Origin of the sequence: Chitinophaga flava (assembly GCF_003308995.1) — a bacterium.
GTDB lineage: Bacteria > Bacteroidota > Bacteroidia > Chitinophagales > Chitinophagaceae > Chitinophaga > Chitinophaga flava.
In genome coordinates this window covers 2,601,890-2,619,171 of the sequence record NZ_QFFJ01000001.1, presented here as the reverse complement: position 1 = coordinate 2,619,171, position 17,282 = coordinate 2,601,890, and the positions used below count along the sequence as shown (strand labels likewise).

At 47.8% G+C, this 17,282-nt stretch carries 8 protein-coding genes; 1 reads left to right on the top strand and 7 read right to left on the bottom strand.

The window, feature by feature from the left end; all coding sequences use genetic code 11:
* Positions 1-60 precede the first annotated feature (60 nt).
* The 4 genes from DF182_RS10405 to DF182_RS10390 all read right to left on the bottom strand — a co-directional run bounded on the left by DF182_RS10405 (position 61) and on the right by DF182_RS10390 (position 12,394).
* Complete coding sequence (locus tag DF182_RS10405) at positions 61-1,557, bottom strand: RagB/SusD family nutrient uptake outer membrane protein (RefSeq protein ID WP_113615561.1); 1,497 nt, start codon at positions 1,555-1,557, stop codon at positions 61-63.
* A 30-nt stretch (positions 1,558-1,587) separates the two neighbouring features.
* A complete protein-coding gene (locus tag DF182_RS10400; protein ID WP_113615560.1) occupies positions 1,588-4,515 on the bottom strand; it encodes a SusC/RagA family TonB-linked outer membrane protein in 2,928 nt (975 codons plus the stop codon).
* A 648-nt stretch (positions 4,516-5,163) separates the two neighbouring features.
* Entirely contained in the window at positions 5,164-10,758 is a 5,595-nt protein-coding gene (locus DF182_RS10395; protein WP_113615559.1) for an alpha-2-macroglobulin family protein, read from the bottom strand.
* A gap of 148 nt (positions 10,759-10,906) precedes the next feature.
* The gene (locus DF182_RS10390; protein ID WP_113615558.1) at positions 10,907-12,394 is read right to left on the bottom strand and encodes an ATP-binding cassette domain-containing protein; all 1,488 of its coding nucleotides are present in this window, start codon (positions 12,392-12,394) and stop codon (positions 10,907-10,909) included.
* A gap of 123 nt (positions 12,395-12,517) precedes the next feature.
* Between DF182_RS10390 and DF182_RS10385 the strand changes: the two genes are divergently transcribed.
* A complete protein-coding gene (locus DF182_RS10385) occupies positions 12,518-12,979 on the top strand; it encodes a GNAT family N-acetyltransferase (protein ID WP_113616842.1) in 462 nt (153 codons plus the stop codon).
* Here the strand turns inward: DF182_RS10385 and DF182_RS10380 are convergent, their stop codons facing one another.
* Genes DF182_RS10380 through uvrA form a run of 3 tightly spaced genes read right to left on the bottom strand, consistent with a single transcriptional unit; the run spans position 12,980 to position 17,138 of the window.
* On the bottom strand, positions 12,980-13,771 hold the full coding sequence (locus DF182_RS10380) for a DUF6048 family protein (protein WP_113615557.1): 792 nt from the start codon (positions 13,769-13,771) through the stop codon (positions 12,980-12,982).
* Positions 13,734-14,234, bottom strand: coding sequence for a DUF6452 family protein (locus tag DF182_RS10375; RefSeq protein ID WP_113615556.1), 501 nt, complete (start codon positions 14,232-14,234; stop codon positions 13,734-13,736). Before DF182_RS10375 ends, DF182_RS10380 begins: the two co-directional genes overlap by 38 nt.
* 24 nt (positions 14,235-14,258) lie before the next feature.
* On the bottom strand, positions 14,259-17,138 hold the full coding sequence (gene uvrA / locus DF182_RS10370; protein ID WP_113615555.1) for an excinuclease ABC subunit UvrA: 2,880 nt from the start codon (positions 17,136-17,138) through the stop codon (positions 14,259-14,261).
* Positions 17,139-17,282: the final 144 nt, after the last annotated feature.

Below are 17,282 nucleotides of genomic sequence, written 5' to 3'. Positions count from 1 at the left end.
AACCCTTTAAAAATAAAATGGGGCTGACTTACAAGTCAGCCCCATTTTCGTATATACGGATTAGTTAGCGTAACCCGGGTTCTGGTCGCAAAGTCTGTTGGACTCTCTTTCCGCCTGTGGAATAGGCCACAGCCAGCGGTAGTTGTCTGCTTTGATTTCGCCAACGGCGTTTTCAGCAGCCTGGTACTCTCCTTCCTTGCTTCTGGTGAAGCCGAGGCCCCAGCGTTTCAGGTCGAAGAAACGGTGACCTTCGAAGGCCAGTTCTTTTCTTCTCTCTTCTCTGATCTGGTTCAGCAATGTAACATCGTCATAAGCATCTACGATAGTTACGTCATATCCAGGGATACGGGCAACGCGTAATGCTTTGAGCAATGTTTTGGAAACAGCTTTATCAATATAATAAGAAGCTTCCATTTTGTTCAATGCTACTTCTGCATAACGGAACAGTTTAGGAGCATTGGATTTTTCCTGCCAGGAAGCGTAAGCCGGGTTACCAGGATATTTGTTGATAACGTAGATAGAGTCTTTTTTGTAACTTCTAACGCTGTCTCTTCTGAAGTAGATAGCACGACGAAGATCTGCCATGTCAAAGGACTCCGCAAACGCCTTAGGCGCTATGAAATCGGGATTAGGTTTCTGACGGCTTACGTCATCACTGATGAGCCATTGTCCGATGGAGAAGTTTTTGGCTTCGGCAACTTCGGTGATAGCTGGTTTAAAGATGATTTCTTTGGTGCTGGCATCATCTCTCCACAGTTTCTGCAGATTGGCTGCAGTATTTTCATAACCGAAAGTAGCTACGGTCATGATTTTATCAGCAGCAGCGATGGACAGGTCCCATTTCTGGAAATACAGATACACTCTGGATTGCAGTGCAGCAATGAAGTATTTGTTTACTCTGGTCTGAGAGTTTGCGTTATCGTCGCCGATGGCTGCAGCCGCTTCGTTAAGGTCTTTTACGATCTGATCATAAGTTTCCTGCACGGTTTTACGTTTGTGCTGGATCTCAGTAGTAGGCGCAGTTACAAAAGGCAGGCCCAGTTGATCTTTCAGATCGAATTTGCAGTACATACGTACCAGGTCGAACATGAACATCGCTCTCAGGGCTTGTGCATGGGCTTTGAAAACTCTTTTCTTGGTAGTTACTGTTTCTGCATTTTCTCCGGACAGCGTCGGTATTTTATCAACATTGGCGAGAAATACGTTGGCACGGTGGATAGCCGGATAAGCAACTGCCCAGAAGTTCAGTGTTTCATAAGTACCGGAGTGCATAGCCCAGCGGTGAATCTCGTTGTATACGTTGTTGGCCCAGGCGCTGAGAATCATGTTGTCTGCCTGAAGATCAGGTATTACCACATAGTTACGGCCGTAGTAGTCTGACTTATAGAAGGTACTGTAGATACCGGTCAGTGCTATTTCAGCTCCGGTGATACTGGTATATATTTCCTCAGTAGCAACACTGGTGGTTGGGAGCTGGTCCAGTTTTTTATTGCAGGCGGAAACAAACAGTGTTGCTCCCAGCACAGCAGTAAGAAATATTCTTTTATTGATAGTCATATTTTCTGTTTTAGGATGTTCGGTAATCTTTTAGAAAGTCAGATCTAAACCAATGGTATAGGAACGGGAAACAGGATAAATACCCAGCTCGAGGTTGTTGAAGTATTCCGGATCATAACCACTCCACTGAGTGAAAGTGAGCAGGTTGTTGGCACGGGCATACACTCTTGCGTTACGGAATACTTTAGTCTGGCTGAGCAGGTTCTTAGGCAGATTGTAGTATACAGTGATGTCTCTTAATCTCAGGAAAGATGCGTTTTCCACATATCTGTCATCGAAGGCGGTAGAAGAACCATATTTAGGATATTTAGCAATATCACCTGGTTTTTTCCACATGTTCTCATAGAGGTCAGCAACGCGGTTGGTGTTGAACCAGGAATCGTTGTTCCATACCAGCCATGCCTGGGTGTTGTTAACCATGTATTTGTCCAGCATGAAGTTCCACTGCATGAACAGGCCGAGACCTTTATAGTTCAGGTCGAAGGTAGCACCACCATAGTAAGGGGCATACATGTTTTTACCTTCCAGGATAGCGGCGTCACCACCGTCGAAGTTGAAGGTTTCGTTACCGTTTTTGTCCAGCCAGATTTCGCGGCCATCTTCCGGATTAACTCTGGAGAAGCGGTTGTATTTAAACTGACCACGGGGATAGCCTACTTTTACCAGAATACCGGTACCAGTACCCAGCAATTCGTCTCTGAAGCCGTACAGTTCTGTAACGCGGTTTCTGTTGTAGGTGAAGTTACCACCAATGTTCAGGTTGAGATCTTTAGAACGGATTACGTCTGATTTGAAGGTAAACTCAATACCATTGTTCTGCATTTTACCCATGTTGGCTTTGATAGAGCTGAAGCCGGTGAGGTAAGAAACAGGAACATCCAGTACCATGTCATAAGTGAGCTCGCGGTAGTAGTCAATGGTAAAGTTCACACGATTGTTGGCCAGCCCTAAATCCAAACCAACGTTGAATTTGCGTTTCTTTTCCCAGCCCAGTTCAGGGTTGGCAGCCTGTGTAGGCACCATACCTGCTTTGCCTTCGTAGTTGGATTTGCTGTTGATGCTATAGGAAGGATAAAATCCGATATCATCGTTACCAGTCAGACCAACGCTGGAACGCAGACGGAGATCGCTGATCAGTTCGGAGTTTTTCAGGAAATCTTCGTTTTTAAGATTCCACAGTGCGCCAACAGCCCAGAATGTACCCCATTTGTTGTTAGCACCGAATTTGGAAGATCCATCGCGACGGGCAGAGAGATCCAGGAAATAACGTTCTTTATAACCATAGTTCACAGAACCCAGCATAGAGAACATGCGGTATTTGCTCAAACTTCCGCCAGAGCTGCTGGGAACAGTCATAGCACCGAATTCATACAGGGTAGGGAATGCGGTGTTACGGGAAGTAACAGAGAAGTCGTAATCGGTGAGTGCGTTGTACTCAGTACCTACCACTGCGTTGATAGAGTGGTCTTTTATTTGTTTGCGGTAGTTGAGGGTGTTGGTCCAGATGGAATTTGACCAGCGGGAGAAACGTCTGTAGGCGTTACCGTTATCAGCGGCTGCTAACTCAGGAGCATTCCAGCTTTTGGTAACATAGTCAGAGAGGTTCATACCAAAGCGGCTGGTGAATTTCAGTTCTTTGGTGATGGTCGCTTCTGTATAAACATTACCCAGGATTTTCAGGTGATCGTTGGCATTGCCCATCAGCCCCTGGCTACGGGACCAGAGTTGGTTTCTTGCGCCGTTGTATGCCTGGTACTGCAGGAATTTTTTCCAGGAACCGTCTTCGTTTTTCAGGTTTTCATATGGCATCAGCATGTAAGCCAGCATACCCGGGTTGCTCAGGGAGTTACGGGTTTCGTTAGGGGTGGTTTCTTCCATGTATGCAGCATATAAAGACACACCAGATTTTAACCATTTAGTGGTTTGGTTATCGATGCTCAGACGGCTGGAATAACGTTTGAATTTGTTATCAAAGTAGATACCGTCCATCTGGAAGTATTCGCCGCCAAAGTATATGCTGGTCACATCGTTACCACTGCGCACAGATATTTCATGAGATTGTGTCTGGGAAGGTTTGAATACCACTTTGGACTGGTTGAAGTCATTTTTCAGCAGTTCAGGAATGGCAGGATCATCCGCTTTCCTTTTACCGATGAAGACTTCATAATCCAGACGGTCTTTGGTATTCATCATTTTGAATTTGTTGCGGTTGATATCGGCATAACCGTAGAAGCCACGGTAGTCGATTTGCGGGCGGGTATTTTTAGCGCCTTTTTTCATGGTGATCAGGATTACACCATTAGCACCGCGGGAACCATAGATAGAAGTAGCAGAAGCGTCTTTCAGTACGTTGATGTTCTCAATGTCATTAGGGTTGATCAGAGAGAAGTCGCTGCCACTCACTGGCTGACCGTCTATAATGTAAAGCGGTGCAGTACCGGAGTTGATGGAACCTACACCCCTCATCAGGATTACAGGTGCAGCACCCGGACGGCCACCGTTGGCCATTACATACATACCGGCAGCTTGTCCCTGCAGGTTGTGCATGAAGTTACCGGACGGCCTTGATTCTACCTGTTTTCCATCTACCACATTGATAGCACCGGTGATAGAACCTCTTCTTTTGGAAATGTAACCAGTGCTCACTTCCACCTGATTCAGTGTTTTCAGGTCTGATGCCAGTTGTACGTTAACATGAGATTTCTCTCCGATGGCCATGTGCATGGTTTCAAATCCAACAAAACTGAAAACCAGTGTAACGTTGCCTGATACATTGATTTTAAATGTTCCATCCGGATTGGTAGTGGAACCGGTGCTGGTTCCTTTAATGGCCACTGTTACGCCTGGTAATGCAGAGCCGTCACGGGCGTCGGTCACTTTACCAGTAACCTGACGCTGCTGTGCAAATAACTGCACACACGTAAGGACTAATAAAAGAAAAAGTAGTGTTTTCTTCATAATCGCTCGATTTAGATTAATGATTGTTAAGAAAAAGTGCAGACAAAAAAGTGCTCTTCCGATAAGTCCGGACGCTAATACAGACCTATCGGTTAAGACAGAAAATGCTCAATACATTAAATGCTCAGTTATAAATTCATATAGTCGTTGACGTTATATCATACGCGTGCTGTGTTTAGATTTAGATTTAGTGTTAATAAATGTCAGGGAATCATGCAAAAAACCAGAAGTATAAGCTCCATAAAGGCAAGGAAATCCCATTACAATACTGAACATCTGATTGTCCGGTATTGAGGTGCAAAACCACGCCATGCTGCGTCTAGCGGGTAGCATGGCTTTATTTTTTATTTAGTTGATAAGTGTTTTATTTTTTGTTGACAGTTGACTTACTTAAAATATAGGCATCTACGGTTTAGATTGATTGCTGGTTGATTTTTAAGCGTACTCTGATAACTGTAAATAGACAGCATCAAAACAAAAATAAAAAGTTATCTAGAAAAAAAGAAGAAAAAATTTTAAAAAAATATTAACACTTACCGGATTTTGATAATATCATGACAGTAAAGGCGCTGCAGTAACAATTGTTACGAAATAAAAAAAGCCGTTCCTGATCAGGAACGGCTTTTTTATAGATAAATAATTACTGTTTTACTTCACTACTTCTACCCAGCGACCTGGAACAAAAGCATGGATGGTATTATCATACATGGCTTCGCAGGAAGTGGCTGGAAGATAGTACCGGCCCAGGTATGCGGCGTTGAGCAGCACGTTGTAGGTTCTGGTTTTGTTTTCTTCCAGGTTGAAATAAGTGTATACCCTGTCATCACGTATATCCATATACGTAGCGGGAGATGAATGGAAGGCGCTGTCGTTGTCCATCAGGCGGGTATTGAGTATTTCCCATCCTGAAGGGAAGATCTGTGACAGGGCCATCTGCTCATAGTAGCCGCGTTTGCCAGGGTTTTTGATGGTCACGGTAGCCATAAAGTCGCTCCCTTGTTTAAGGGTGGCAGGATCTACGGGTTTACCATCACGGGTGCTGTATTGTACCTGCATGCCCAGGATGTCCGGGTTGTTGGTAGCCACTGGTTCCTGGCCGGCTTCCGGCTGACCCTGGAGGATGAGGCGTACATACAGTACATTTTGTCCGTTGTTCTGGAGGGTAACATTACCCTGTGCACCATTGAATGTAACAGGCACCTGAGCTACAAAAGACTGACCGTTTAAGTTGCCTTTCACACCATTGAGTGTATAGTTGATATTGATTTTGCTGCTGCCTTTGTTGTTGCCGCAGAATTTGGATATAGCGATGAGCGCATAAGCGGTGGTTTGTGTGCTGTACCACTGGTCGTTTTGAGACAGGTGGGCAGCAATCTGTTTCACCAGATCGTTGGCGCGGTTACGTTGTCCAAGGATGGTGAGTGTTTCCAGGATCATGGCTTTATCACGCAGATCGGAGCCGAAGGTACCGCCAAGCTGGTTGTATGGTTTCACTTCTGTACTCAGGCCTTGAATGAGCGAATTGGCCACTTCAGGTTGTCCTGCCAGTTTATACGCTGCTGCCAGTCTCCATTTAGCGGGAACGGAAATGTATTTGAATTCCTTCAGCCTGTTCATGGCGCCTACTTCCGGAGCTTTGGCCAGCGCGAGGAGGTAGAGACGGTAAGCCTGGGTAAGGTCGCCGCCGTAGAAGTTCTGGGTGTTGGGAGTCCAGGTGGTGGCTTTGTTACGCTGATATTTTTTCCATTGGTCGAGCAATCCGGGAGGCAGTGTATATCCTTTCTCCTGTGCTTCGAGCATGAAGTTACCGGCATAGTTGGTGCCCCACTCATCAGACTGGGCCTGACCCGGCCAGTAGCCGAGGCCTCCGTCTGATGTCTGGAAGCCTTTGAGCCTGTTGAGACCGGCTTTTACGTTACGGTCTATTTCGGCCAGCTGGCTCTCCTTGAGGTCCATCAGCTGGTTGAGTACCAGTTGCGGGAACACGCCGGAGGTGGTTTGTTCGATACAGCCGTGCGGGTAACTGATGAGGAACTGCAGGCGTTTGCCCAGGTTGAGCGACGGGATAGTAGACACTTCCAGCACACCTTTGTTGGTGCCGGCCATGCCTACAGGGCTGAAGGCGGTATTCCAGTTTTTACCGGCTTCCAGCGTTTGTTCGATCACGTTAGTAACTACCGGATTAGGGTTGCGTACATTCAGTTCTATCTCTTCCTCTGCTCTTTCGCTGCCGCTGGTCGCTACCGCTTTTATTTTGGCAACACCGGTCTGCGGTTTCACTTTCACATCAAAGTATACCATCTGTTCTCCGGGTTGGGAGAAGGTAACGGTTTTGGTGGTTTCTCCTACTACTTCCAGCATGGGGCTGGTGCTGAGGGTTACGTTGGCGGAACGGATATTGGGTTCGAGACCGAATACGGTTACGGGCAGTTGTATTGTTTCAGAAGGTCCGAGTACACGTGGTGCTGTGGTGAGCAACATCAGCGGTTTTTTCACGGCCACCGCTTTTTCAGCAAAGCCGTAGGCACCTTCCTGTCCTGCTACTACCATGGCTTTCACGGAACCGATATATGGAGGCAGTTTGAATTTATGGGTTTGTTTCTGTCCACCTTTGAGGTAGAAGGGGCCCACGAATTTCACTACTGGTTTGAAGCGGTTGGCTTTGGCGGCGCCGGCATTTTTGTTGAGTCCTTCGTCACCACCGATGCTGAGGATACGGTCCATGTCTGCACCATAGGCGCCTACTACGAAGTCAAACAGATCCCATGTTTTTACGCCGAGTGCTTCACGGGCATAGAAGGAGCTGTGCGGATCGGGTGTTTTAAACCTGGTGAGGTCCAGCAGCCCTTCATCTACGATGGCGATGGTGTAGGTCATCGGTTTGCCGTTGCTTTCGCTGACGGTGATGTTGGCTTCTGATTCAGGCTTCAGCTTATCGGCCATGCTGATGACCGGTTTCAGGATAGTACCTGGATCTTCCACGGTGATGGGAATGGTGCCATACATGCGGATAGGCAGGTCGTTGATGGTTTGTGCGTGTGGTTGCAGCAGGGTAACGTTGACGTATATATTAGGCGTCATATTCTTTTCTGCCTTGAAGCGGAAAGTAGTTTGTCCCTGCTGGGTATTGATCCAGAATGTTTTGAGCACCTTGCTGCCGGATTCAATGCTGATGAGGCCACGGCCGCCGGCGCTGCTGGGGATGGTGAGGTTCACATCCTCTCCGGCTTTATAGTGTTGTTTGTCTGATGTAAACACCAGCATGGCTGCTTCTGCAGGGTTTTCCTTCTGCATACGCTCGGCCCATCCCGGCCAGTCGATGTATACGGCTTTACCTGCGGTATGACCACTCTGCAGATCTTTTACGCGCACGAGATAGCGGCCCCAGTCAGGTGAATTAACCCGAAGGTCCCATTTACCTTTACCATTGCTGAGGGTGATGGTTTCCTTGCTGATCAGCTGATTGTAGCTGTCCTGGGTGAAGTTGGAGTAATCATCGGATTCACCTTCATCCCACCACCATCTCCAGCGGATTTTGTACAGTTCGACCTGTACTTCGCGGGTGCCGCCGGTAAGGCTGCCATTATCGTTTACATCTACGATGTCTATAGTATGTTCTCTGTCGGTGAGCAGCATGCCGGTGGTGCGGTCACCTTGTGGTATCCGCAGGCCTACATAGGAAGTAAACGGATTGTAAGGCATGGAGAAGTGGTCGATACTGAAATCACCACCGGGCTCAAATACTTTTACTTCGAAGTTGGCTTTCAGCTGACCGGGAGCCAGTTTACCCAGCTGTATATCAGCTTTCACAGGTGCGGTACCGGTTTCACTCAGCGGGCCTTCGAAGATGGTTTTATTTTCTGCTTCAAAATGAGTGACAGGGTCATCGAAAGTGAAGCCGGAGAAATTTTTGAAACTGGTGGCAGATTGTACCAGTGATACATCTACTTTGGCTTTGAGATGCTGGGCAGTGGCGCCAAACATCCACATGGCCGAGAGGGTGCCCTGGGTGCCGGTTTTGGACAAAGCGGTGTTGGTACCGAAGTCCATTTTTATTTTCAGACGGTTGGGTTTAACCGTTTCGATGCGCACATTTTTCTGGAAAGTGGCGCCTCCTACTTTTACTTTGGCTACCCAGCTACCGGTAGGATCATCCGCCTGGGTGGCGGTAGCAAAGCTGTAGAAACCATTGAGACCTTCGTGCTGGTTGATCCGTTTGTACAGCTGTCCTTTGGGATTGTACAGTTCCAGCGTAACGGGGTGGTCTGCCGGCAGTTTCCTGTCTTTATCTTCCAGGATAAAGGTGAGGTAAATAGAATCGCCGGGGCGCCATACACCTCTTTCTCCATACAGGAATCCTTTGATGCCACTCTGTACTTCTTCTCCTTGTACATCGAAACGGCTGAGGGGCAGGGAACTTCCGTCATCGAGTTTGAGATATCCTCTTTCGTTGTCTTTTTTAGCGATGAGCAGGTAGGGCTTACGTTTCAGGTCGAAGGTAGCCAGGCCTTCCCCATCACTCTTGGTTTTAAAGATCACCTGGTTCTGGTAGTCGAGCAGTTCCAGTTCCACGCCGGTGAGGGCTTTGGTATCGCGTATATCCGTTACCGCTACCAGCATACTGTTGTTATTACCTCTTTTGGCAATGAGGCCGATATTGGAGGCCATAACGTTGCGGGAAGCCCACTTGTCTTTGTTGTAGTAGGAGTTGGAGCATGCGTCGTTGCGGCGGTCCCAGTTGTATCCGTAAGGATAGTAGCTGTCATAACGCTGCCAGAAATCATCTTCATCATCTATCTTCTCACCGCTTCCATAATATTCTCCTTCTCCTTCCTCTTCTTCTCCTTTGGCTGCTTCTCCGTTTTCACCGGTTTTTTTCTCTTCGGTGCATGTGGTGAGTGCATAAGCTTTACGGAAGCCGATGGTAATACGGTAGATAGCACCAGGCTCAGTACGCAGCAATTTATTGAGGTCGAGGAAGAAACGGTTTTTCTTGTGCAGGTTCACAGATTTGTCGGTATCCAGGCGGATGGTTTTTTCTACTACGGGCTTGCCTACACGACGTAGTTCCTGATCACCGTTCAGGTTGTTCCGCTGAAGGTACTGCGGCACATTGTTTTCATATATTTTAATGATGGTCACGTCTACTGCGTTGAGGTTAACGGCCTCAAAGGGCATGACCAGTTTATTACTTTCGGGAAGGATCACTCCTTTGCCGGGGATGCTAACGGCGGGCAGGGTGTTTTCGAAGTTGACGTTGGCGCTGAAAGTCTGGCCCAGCTTTTTGTCGGTGATATTGATCACACCTTCGTTGATGATGGCGTTGTAGCTGCCTTCCAGACGAACGGGCGCATATACTTTTACTTCGCTGCCGTCTATGGTGTAACGCAGGTCGCTCTGGCCGCTGATGCCGATAAGGCCTTCGAGGCTCTGTGCTACGCTCACCGGATCGGAGAACTGTACCAGCAGGTGTTGTTCAGGATCAGACATGGCTTTTACATCGAGCACTTTAAAGTCGCCAACGGCGGGCACTTCCACTGTTTTTTTGCCGCTGTTGTCTACTTTGAGGGCGCTACCGTCCCAGCTGATTTCCAGGTTACGGGCGATGTTAGCGCGTTCTATATTGGCGATGGTGAATTTGGACGTACGTTCGGCACTGTTATGCTGCCAGGTGATGGGCAGTGTTTTACCGCCATAATGGGCAGTCAGCAGTTTTTCGATGGACTGTGGGTTTTCCACATCCGCCGTATATACGGCGCCGGTATAGGTCATCTTGTCCAATGTGGTGTTGGTACTGGCTTTCAGACCGACCATATCCAGGGAAAAAGATGGCTTAATGACTTTGAATTCAAAATCAAAAGACTTCAGTTCACTGGGAACATCCATGATTTTGTTCAGCTTAAAAGTAGCCTGGTAGGTTTTTCCCGGCTGGAGATTTTCATCCGGGCGAAACTCGATGGTGGTGGCGTCTATCCAGTACGACTTCCCTTTGAGAGAAGGAGAAAACTCGAAGACTTCCTTTTCCAGCGGTTCATTCTGGGTGTGGGTCACATTTACCTGCCCTGCCAGCTGAATGCGGATAGGGCTTTGTTTGGAGACGATACCTGCCGTATAAGCTTCTATATACTTGGCAAATCCGGGATTCATCTCTTTTCGCGTGGTCCGGCAGCCACTCATCATATACAACGCTGCCAGGGAAACAAATAATGCTACTACAGCAAACAGCCGTTTTGTTGGGTGCATCAGGAAAGAATTATGGTGATTAACGATTACTCACGAAGATCGAACTATTTTTTGATTTATGTATTTGATTATTTAGTCATTTGATATGTGGCTATGCGGTAATCATCTTTTTAAATAAAAAAATAATCAAATACGTAAATGGGCTATTCTATATCATTTTGCCTCCGCTGAGACGAATGAACTTATCCACGCAGCCGGGCAACTCTTCTTCATAGTGGGTCACATAAATCAGGGTAACAGGTATATGTTCACACAACATTTCTATCACTTTTTTAAAGTGTTGTTTCTGTTGATTGTCCAGTCCCTGGCAGGGTTCATCAAATATCAGCAGGGGTGGATTTTTTACCAGAGCCCTCGCCAGCAGACAAATACGCTGGGTGCTTTCGGATACCTGTTTAAAGGGTGCCGACTGGTAAACATCTATTTCCAGTATTTCCATCCATGCTTTGGCAACAGCCTCCTGTTCGGGCGTTACGGGGCGGGTACTGCCGATGATATCGGTGAAGCCCGAGCAAATCACTTTCAGGCAGTTGTCGCGGGAAGTAAAGTACTGATGTAGTTCCGGGGAAATGAAGCCTATCTTTTTCTTGATGTCCCAGATACTTTCGCCGGTACCCCGTCTGCGGTCAAACAGCCATAACTTATTGGCATAAGCCTGTGGGTTATCGCCGTTGATGAGACTGAGCAGGGTGGATTTGCCGGCACCGTTATGGCCCAGCAGGGCCCATTTTTCATTGGTTCTCACTGTCCAGTTGATCTGGTCGAGGATAGTGGCTTCTCCATATTTCACCCGTACTTCTTCCATACGCACAATGGTATCGAAGTTTTCGGGCTGCCGCTGTTGCACAATGGCGGCTATCTGCTGCGCTTCCATGGCTGGCAGCGGGATGTCTGTCAGTGTGGGCAGGGGCAGTTCCATAAACTCACTGCGTGTATACTTGCCCGTGATAGCACCATTTTCCAGGGTGAGCACATGGGTGATATGTTCGGGGATCTCCTGCGGAGTGGTGGCCAGCAACACGGTGGTGCCATTGCTGATGATTTCATTGATCATCTGGCTGAAGTCTTTCCGCGTTTGTACATCGAGTCCGATATACGGGTTGTCGAGCATCAGCAGCTGTGGCTGTTGCAGGAGTGCGCGGGCGATCATTACACGGCGGGTTTCTCCGTTGGATAATTTGATCAGCCTTTTTTCCATCAGGGGTGCTATCTTCAGCGGTTTTACCAGGTCCGGTACAGCTGTGATTTCCAGGTATTCCATTACAGTAGGGGAATTGTCGGCATCCATACTGTTGAACCGCTGCTGATAATAAAAATCGGTGGTGGTATTGGAAAGGTTACGGAAAGTATGGTGATGACCTACCAGAGAGATCAGGTTACGATAGTTGAAATAGGGATCGGTAACGGTATGCTGCCGTTTCCACGCATCATAAAAATGATAACGGATACCACCATTGATGATATTAAACTTACCAAGTATGGTATTGAGCAGGGCCGTTTTACCTGATCCGCTGGCGCCGGTGATGGCCCATTGTTCGTTTTCCAGTATTTCCCAGTCAAGGGTTTGAAAGATGGTTTTGTCGAGATATCTGACGGTAATATGTTCAAGAGAGAGGAACGGGTTATTGATTTCCATTATTTTCTGAATTGGAACACTGATGAATGCTGATATTACTGATGCTCCTGATGAGCAAAGAGCATAGATGATTTATTGTCGGCTATAAAATTAATAGGAATATTGAAAGCTTCTATTAAATTTATGACAAACGAGTATTTTATGAACTGGGAGATCAAACCTTTTGCAGAACTGACGGTAGATGAATTATATGATGTGCTGCGTTTACGGGCCGAAGTATTTGTAGTGGAGCAGCAGTGTCCATATCAGGATTTGGATAACAGCGACCAGAAAGCGCTGCATCTGATGGGGCGTAATGCAGAGGGGCAGTTGCTGGCATATACCCGTTTATTTGCTCCTGGAATCAAATATGCAGAGGCTTCTATCGGAAGGGTGGTCACTTCCCAACTGGGGAGGGGTACCGGCATCGGCCGGCAGCTGATGGAACAATCCATCGCTACCGTCGAATCGGTTTATGGTAAAGGAGCTATTAAGATCGGTGCGCAACAATACCTGCAGCGCTTTTATACCTCATTAGGCTTTGAACAGACCAGTGATACCTATATGGAAGATGGTATACCTCATATCGAGATGGTCCGTCCTTAATTATTTCTTTTTCTTTTTATTGTCAGTCAACTTTACATGTTCCGTGATTTTGTACAGGGGGAACAGGTAGGAGACTGTGTACTGCATATCAAATACAGCCTTTTTGGAACCACTGCCAAAGCCGGGGATGACCAGCGGGGTGAATTCATCTGATTTTACATTACTGATCAGAATGCGTTCGCGCAGGCTCCAGCCGAGGAAGAAATTTTTCAGCACTTCCGCTTTCAGGCCCAGCACCAGCTCTATCCAGTGGGCGTTGATATTGGTTTTGGGAATGGAGCCGCTAAGGTTGTTGCCCCAGTAAGTGTTGGTGATTTTATAGAAAGGCACCTCATAGGTGAGGTGTGAAAATCCGTACCGGATACCGCCGTAGAACATATTCTTTTCGGAGGGAAACTGCCTTTTCAGGAAGTTGTAATCGATACCCAGGGTGATAAAAGCACCGTTGCCTTTGTAGATGTAGTTGGTATCACTGTGAGGCGTGTTGGCATAACCTATTTCAGCGGCTGCATAGAGGCTGGGGGTAAGGCGTATGTCCGCTACTACTGTCCCCTCCTTGCGGTAGGGATAGTAGATAGAGGTAACGATGCGACTCAGGTCCACTCCTATTCTGAGGCCACCGGGAATGTGGTTGATACTGTCTTTCACCGGTACTATTCTGGTAGTATCGGTGATATGTTTGCGGGTGGTATCTGTTTTGGCGGCTGCGGGTTTGGCAGGTGTTTGTGCCTGTGCAGTAAAGCTTAACAGGATACTACTGATTAAGGAAAAGCAAAGTAAGGTGCGTATCATTACTGTTGGTGACTGCCTTTGAGTTAATAACTACAGAATCGATGGTATGCAGGGTCGTGATCACGGTATCCAGGAAAAAGAAGGTACCGAAGCCACAACCTGGTGATATAAAGTGTCTGGTACGTTTATACCTGAATGTGAGTGTGTCGGGTGTCAGTGCGGAGTCTACCCGCAGAAAGAAGATGCTGCTATCTACTACGGGCGACAGGGGCAGGAAGATATCCTGCAGCGGTTGTTTTCTGTAGATAGAATCTTTGTTGACACCATTGCTGATAGCAAATAACGTCACTTTGGGCATAGTGGTATCACGTACCCTTAATATCCCCTTGGTGGTGTCGAGCAGGGAGAAGTGTATGTGAAGGTCTGTACGAAGTGTCTGGTCGCACAGTTTGGTTTCATTCTCACAAGCGGCCACGCCTATGAGCGCGGCGCAGGTGAGTAGTATCTGGTATAACGTTCTCATGCTTTAATTACAGTTGGCAAGATATTAAATTCCCAGCTCCTTTTTGAGGAATCCGGCAGTATGGCTGTCTTTACAGGTGCTTACCTGTTCGGGGGTGCCTGTACAGAGGATGGTGCCACCGCCTGCGCCGCCTTCGGGGCCCAGGTCTACGATGTAGTCGGCCATTTTGATCACATCGAGGTTGTGTTCAATGACCAGTACGGTATTGCCTCTGTCTACCAGTTTGTTTAACACTTTGAGCAACAGCACGATATCCTGGAAATGCAGCCCGGTAGTGGGTTCATCGAGGATGTAGATGGTTTTGCCGGTATCTTTTTTAGATAGTTCGGTGGCCAGTTTTACGCGCTGGGCCTCACCGCCGGACAAGGTAACGGCCGACTGGCCGAGGGTGATATATCCCAATCCTACATCCTGCAGGGTTTTGATTTTGCGGTGTATCCATGGTACGGCCTGGAAAAACTCCACTGCTTCATCTACGGTCATGTCCAGCACATCGGAGATGGATTTGCCTTTATAGCGGATCTCCAGTGTTTCCCGGTTGTAGCGGCGGCCATTGCATTTTTCGCAGTGAACGTATACATCGGGGAGGAAGTTCATTTCGATGACACGCATGCCACCGCCTTCACAAACATCGCAGCGGCCTGTTTTTACGTTGAAGGAGAAGCGGCCGGCATTATAGCCCCGGATCTTGGCTTCCGGTACGGAGGCGAAGAGAGTGCGGATATCGGTAAAGAAGCCGCAGTAGGTGGCCGGGTTGCTGCGGGGCGTACGGCCGATAGGTGACTGGTCTATCTCTATCACCTTGTCGATATGTTCCAGGCCTTTGATGCTTTTATAGGGCATCGGTACGGCTTTGGAATCGTATGCATGTTTGGAGAGAATAGGATAGAGCGTTTCGTTGATCAGGGTGGATTTACCACTACCGGAAACGCCGGTCACACAGATGAAAGTGCCGAGTGGCAGTTTCAGGTTGACATTCTTCAGATTGTTGCCGGTGGCGCCTTTCAGCTCCAGGCTGTTGCCGCTGCCTTTGCGGCGCTGGGCGGGTATTTCCACGGCGCGTTTTCCATTGAGGTAGCCGGCAGTGGGTGTGTTGAGTTTAAGTATCTGGGAAGGGGTACCCTGAGCGATGATCTGGCCACCGTGTTTACCGGCGCCGGGGCCGATGTCTATCAGGTGGTCAGCATGCAGCATGATATCTTTGTCGTGTTCCACGACAATCACGGTGTTACCCATTTCACGCAGGTTACGCAGGGCATCGATGAGCTGCATATTATCGCGCTGATGGAGGCCGATGCTGGGCTCATCCAGGATATAGGTGATGCCCATGAGCTGGGAACCTATCTGGGTGGCCAGGCGGATACGCTGCGACTCTCCGCCGCTGAGCGTGCGGGTGGGCCTGTTGAGGGTGAGGTAGTTGAGACCTACATTCAGCAGGAAGCCCAGACGCTCACGGATCTCTTTCAGGATATCCTTGGCGATAGCGTTTTGTTTTTTCTCGAGGCGGTCTTCGATGTTGGCAAACCAGTCAAACAGATGGTTGAGGTCCATGTTGCCCAGCTCGGAAATATTTTTATCGTCTACTTTAAAGAAGAGGCTTTCTTTTTTGAGGCGGGTGCCGTTACATTCAGGGCAGGTGCTGAGGGCCATAAAACCTTCGGCCCAGCTGCGTATATGATCGGAGCTGGTGCTGTTGAAATAACGGCGCACCATGTTGACCACACCTTCATATTCGGTAGAATACTTGGTGGCGTCTGTGTTTTCATCGAAGGAAAGGTCTACATCCAGTTTACCGTTTTCATCGCCAAACAGCAGTACGTTCATGGCTTTCTCCGGGATGGCGGATATAGGGCCTGTGAGGGAGAACTTATATTTTTTAGCCAGCTGCTGCACCTGTTTGTAGGTGAAGGTGTCTCTGGCTTCTCCCAGTGGTTTAAGGCCGCCATCTTCCAGGGATATGCTGGCATCAGGGATGATGCTGTCCATATCAATCTGGTAGATGCTGCCGAGGCCTTTACAGCGTGGGCAGGCACCGTAGGGCGAGTTAAAGGAGAAGGTATTGGGAGATGGTTCTTCGTAGGAGATACCGGTATCTTCACACATCAACTGTTTGCTGTACTGACTAACCTTGTTGGTGTCGTTGTCCATTACAAACATGAGGCCTTTGCCCATAGTGAGTGCTTTCTGCACACTCTGGCTGATGCGGGTGCGGGCATCTTCCTGTACCTGTACCCTGTCTACCACCAGTTCGATATCGTGTATTTTGTAGCGGTCTACCTGCATCCTTTCTTTAAGGTCCAGGATTTCACCATCTACTCTTACTTTAAGGTATCCCTGTTTGCGTACCTGTTCAAACAGTTCACGGTAGTGACCTTTACGGCCGCGTACCATGGGAGCGAGAATGACGAGTTTCTTTTTAGGATAGTGTTTGAACAGATGTTCGAGGATTTCTTCTTCCGAGAAACGCGTCATGCGTTTGTTGGTATTGTAGGAATATGCCAGTCCCGCGCGGGCGTAGAGCAGGCGCAGGAAGTCATATATTTCCGTGATGGTACCTACAGTAGAACGGGGATTTTTATTAGTCGTTTTCTGTTCTATAGAAATAACGGGAGAGAGACCGGTGATTTTGTCCACATCGGGTCTTTCCATGTCACCGATAAACTGACGGGCATAAGCGGAAAAACTTTCCATATATCGGCGTTGTCCTTCAGCGTATATGGTATCAAAAGCGAGAGAGGATTTCCCGCTTCCGCTGATGCCGGTGATTACCACCAGCTTATTTTTGGGCAACTGCAGGTCAAGGTTTTTCAGGTTATGCTCCCGTGCGCCAAATACTTCAATCTGGTCATCTGGCGTGATTTCCGGAACGGGTGCGGCGGTTACATTCTCTTTTTTCTTTGCCATAATATTAAACTACTAAGCTACGGGATAATTAGGATTTTTTGATTTCCGATTTTTTGATTTTGGGATTTGTGTGTGGAGATGATTGCTGCGGATGATTTTCAGGGGGATGAGGATATTTATTGATGATTCAATAAACTTTGCTGC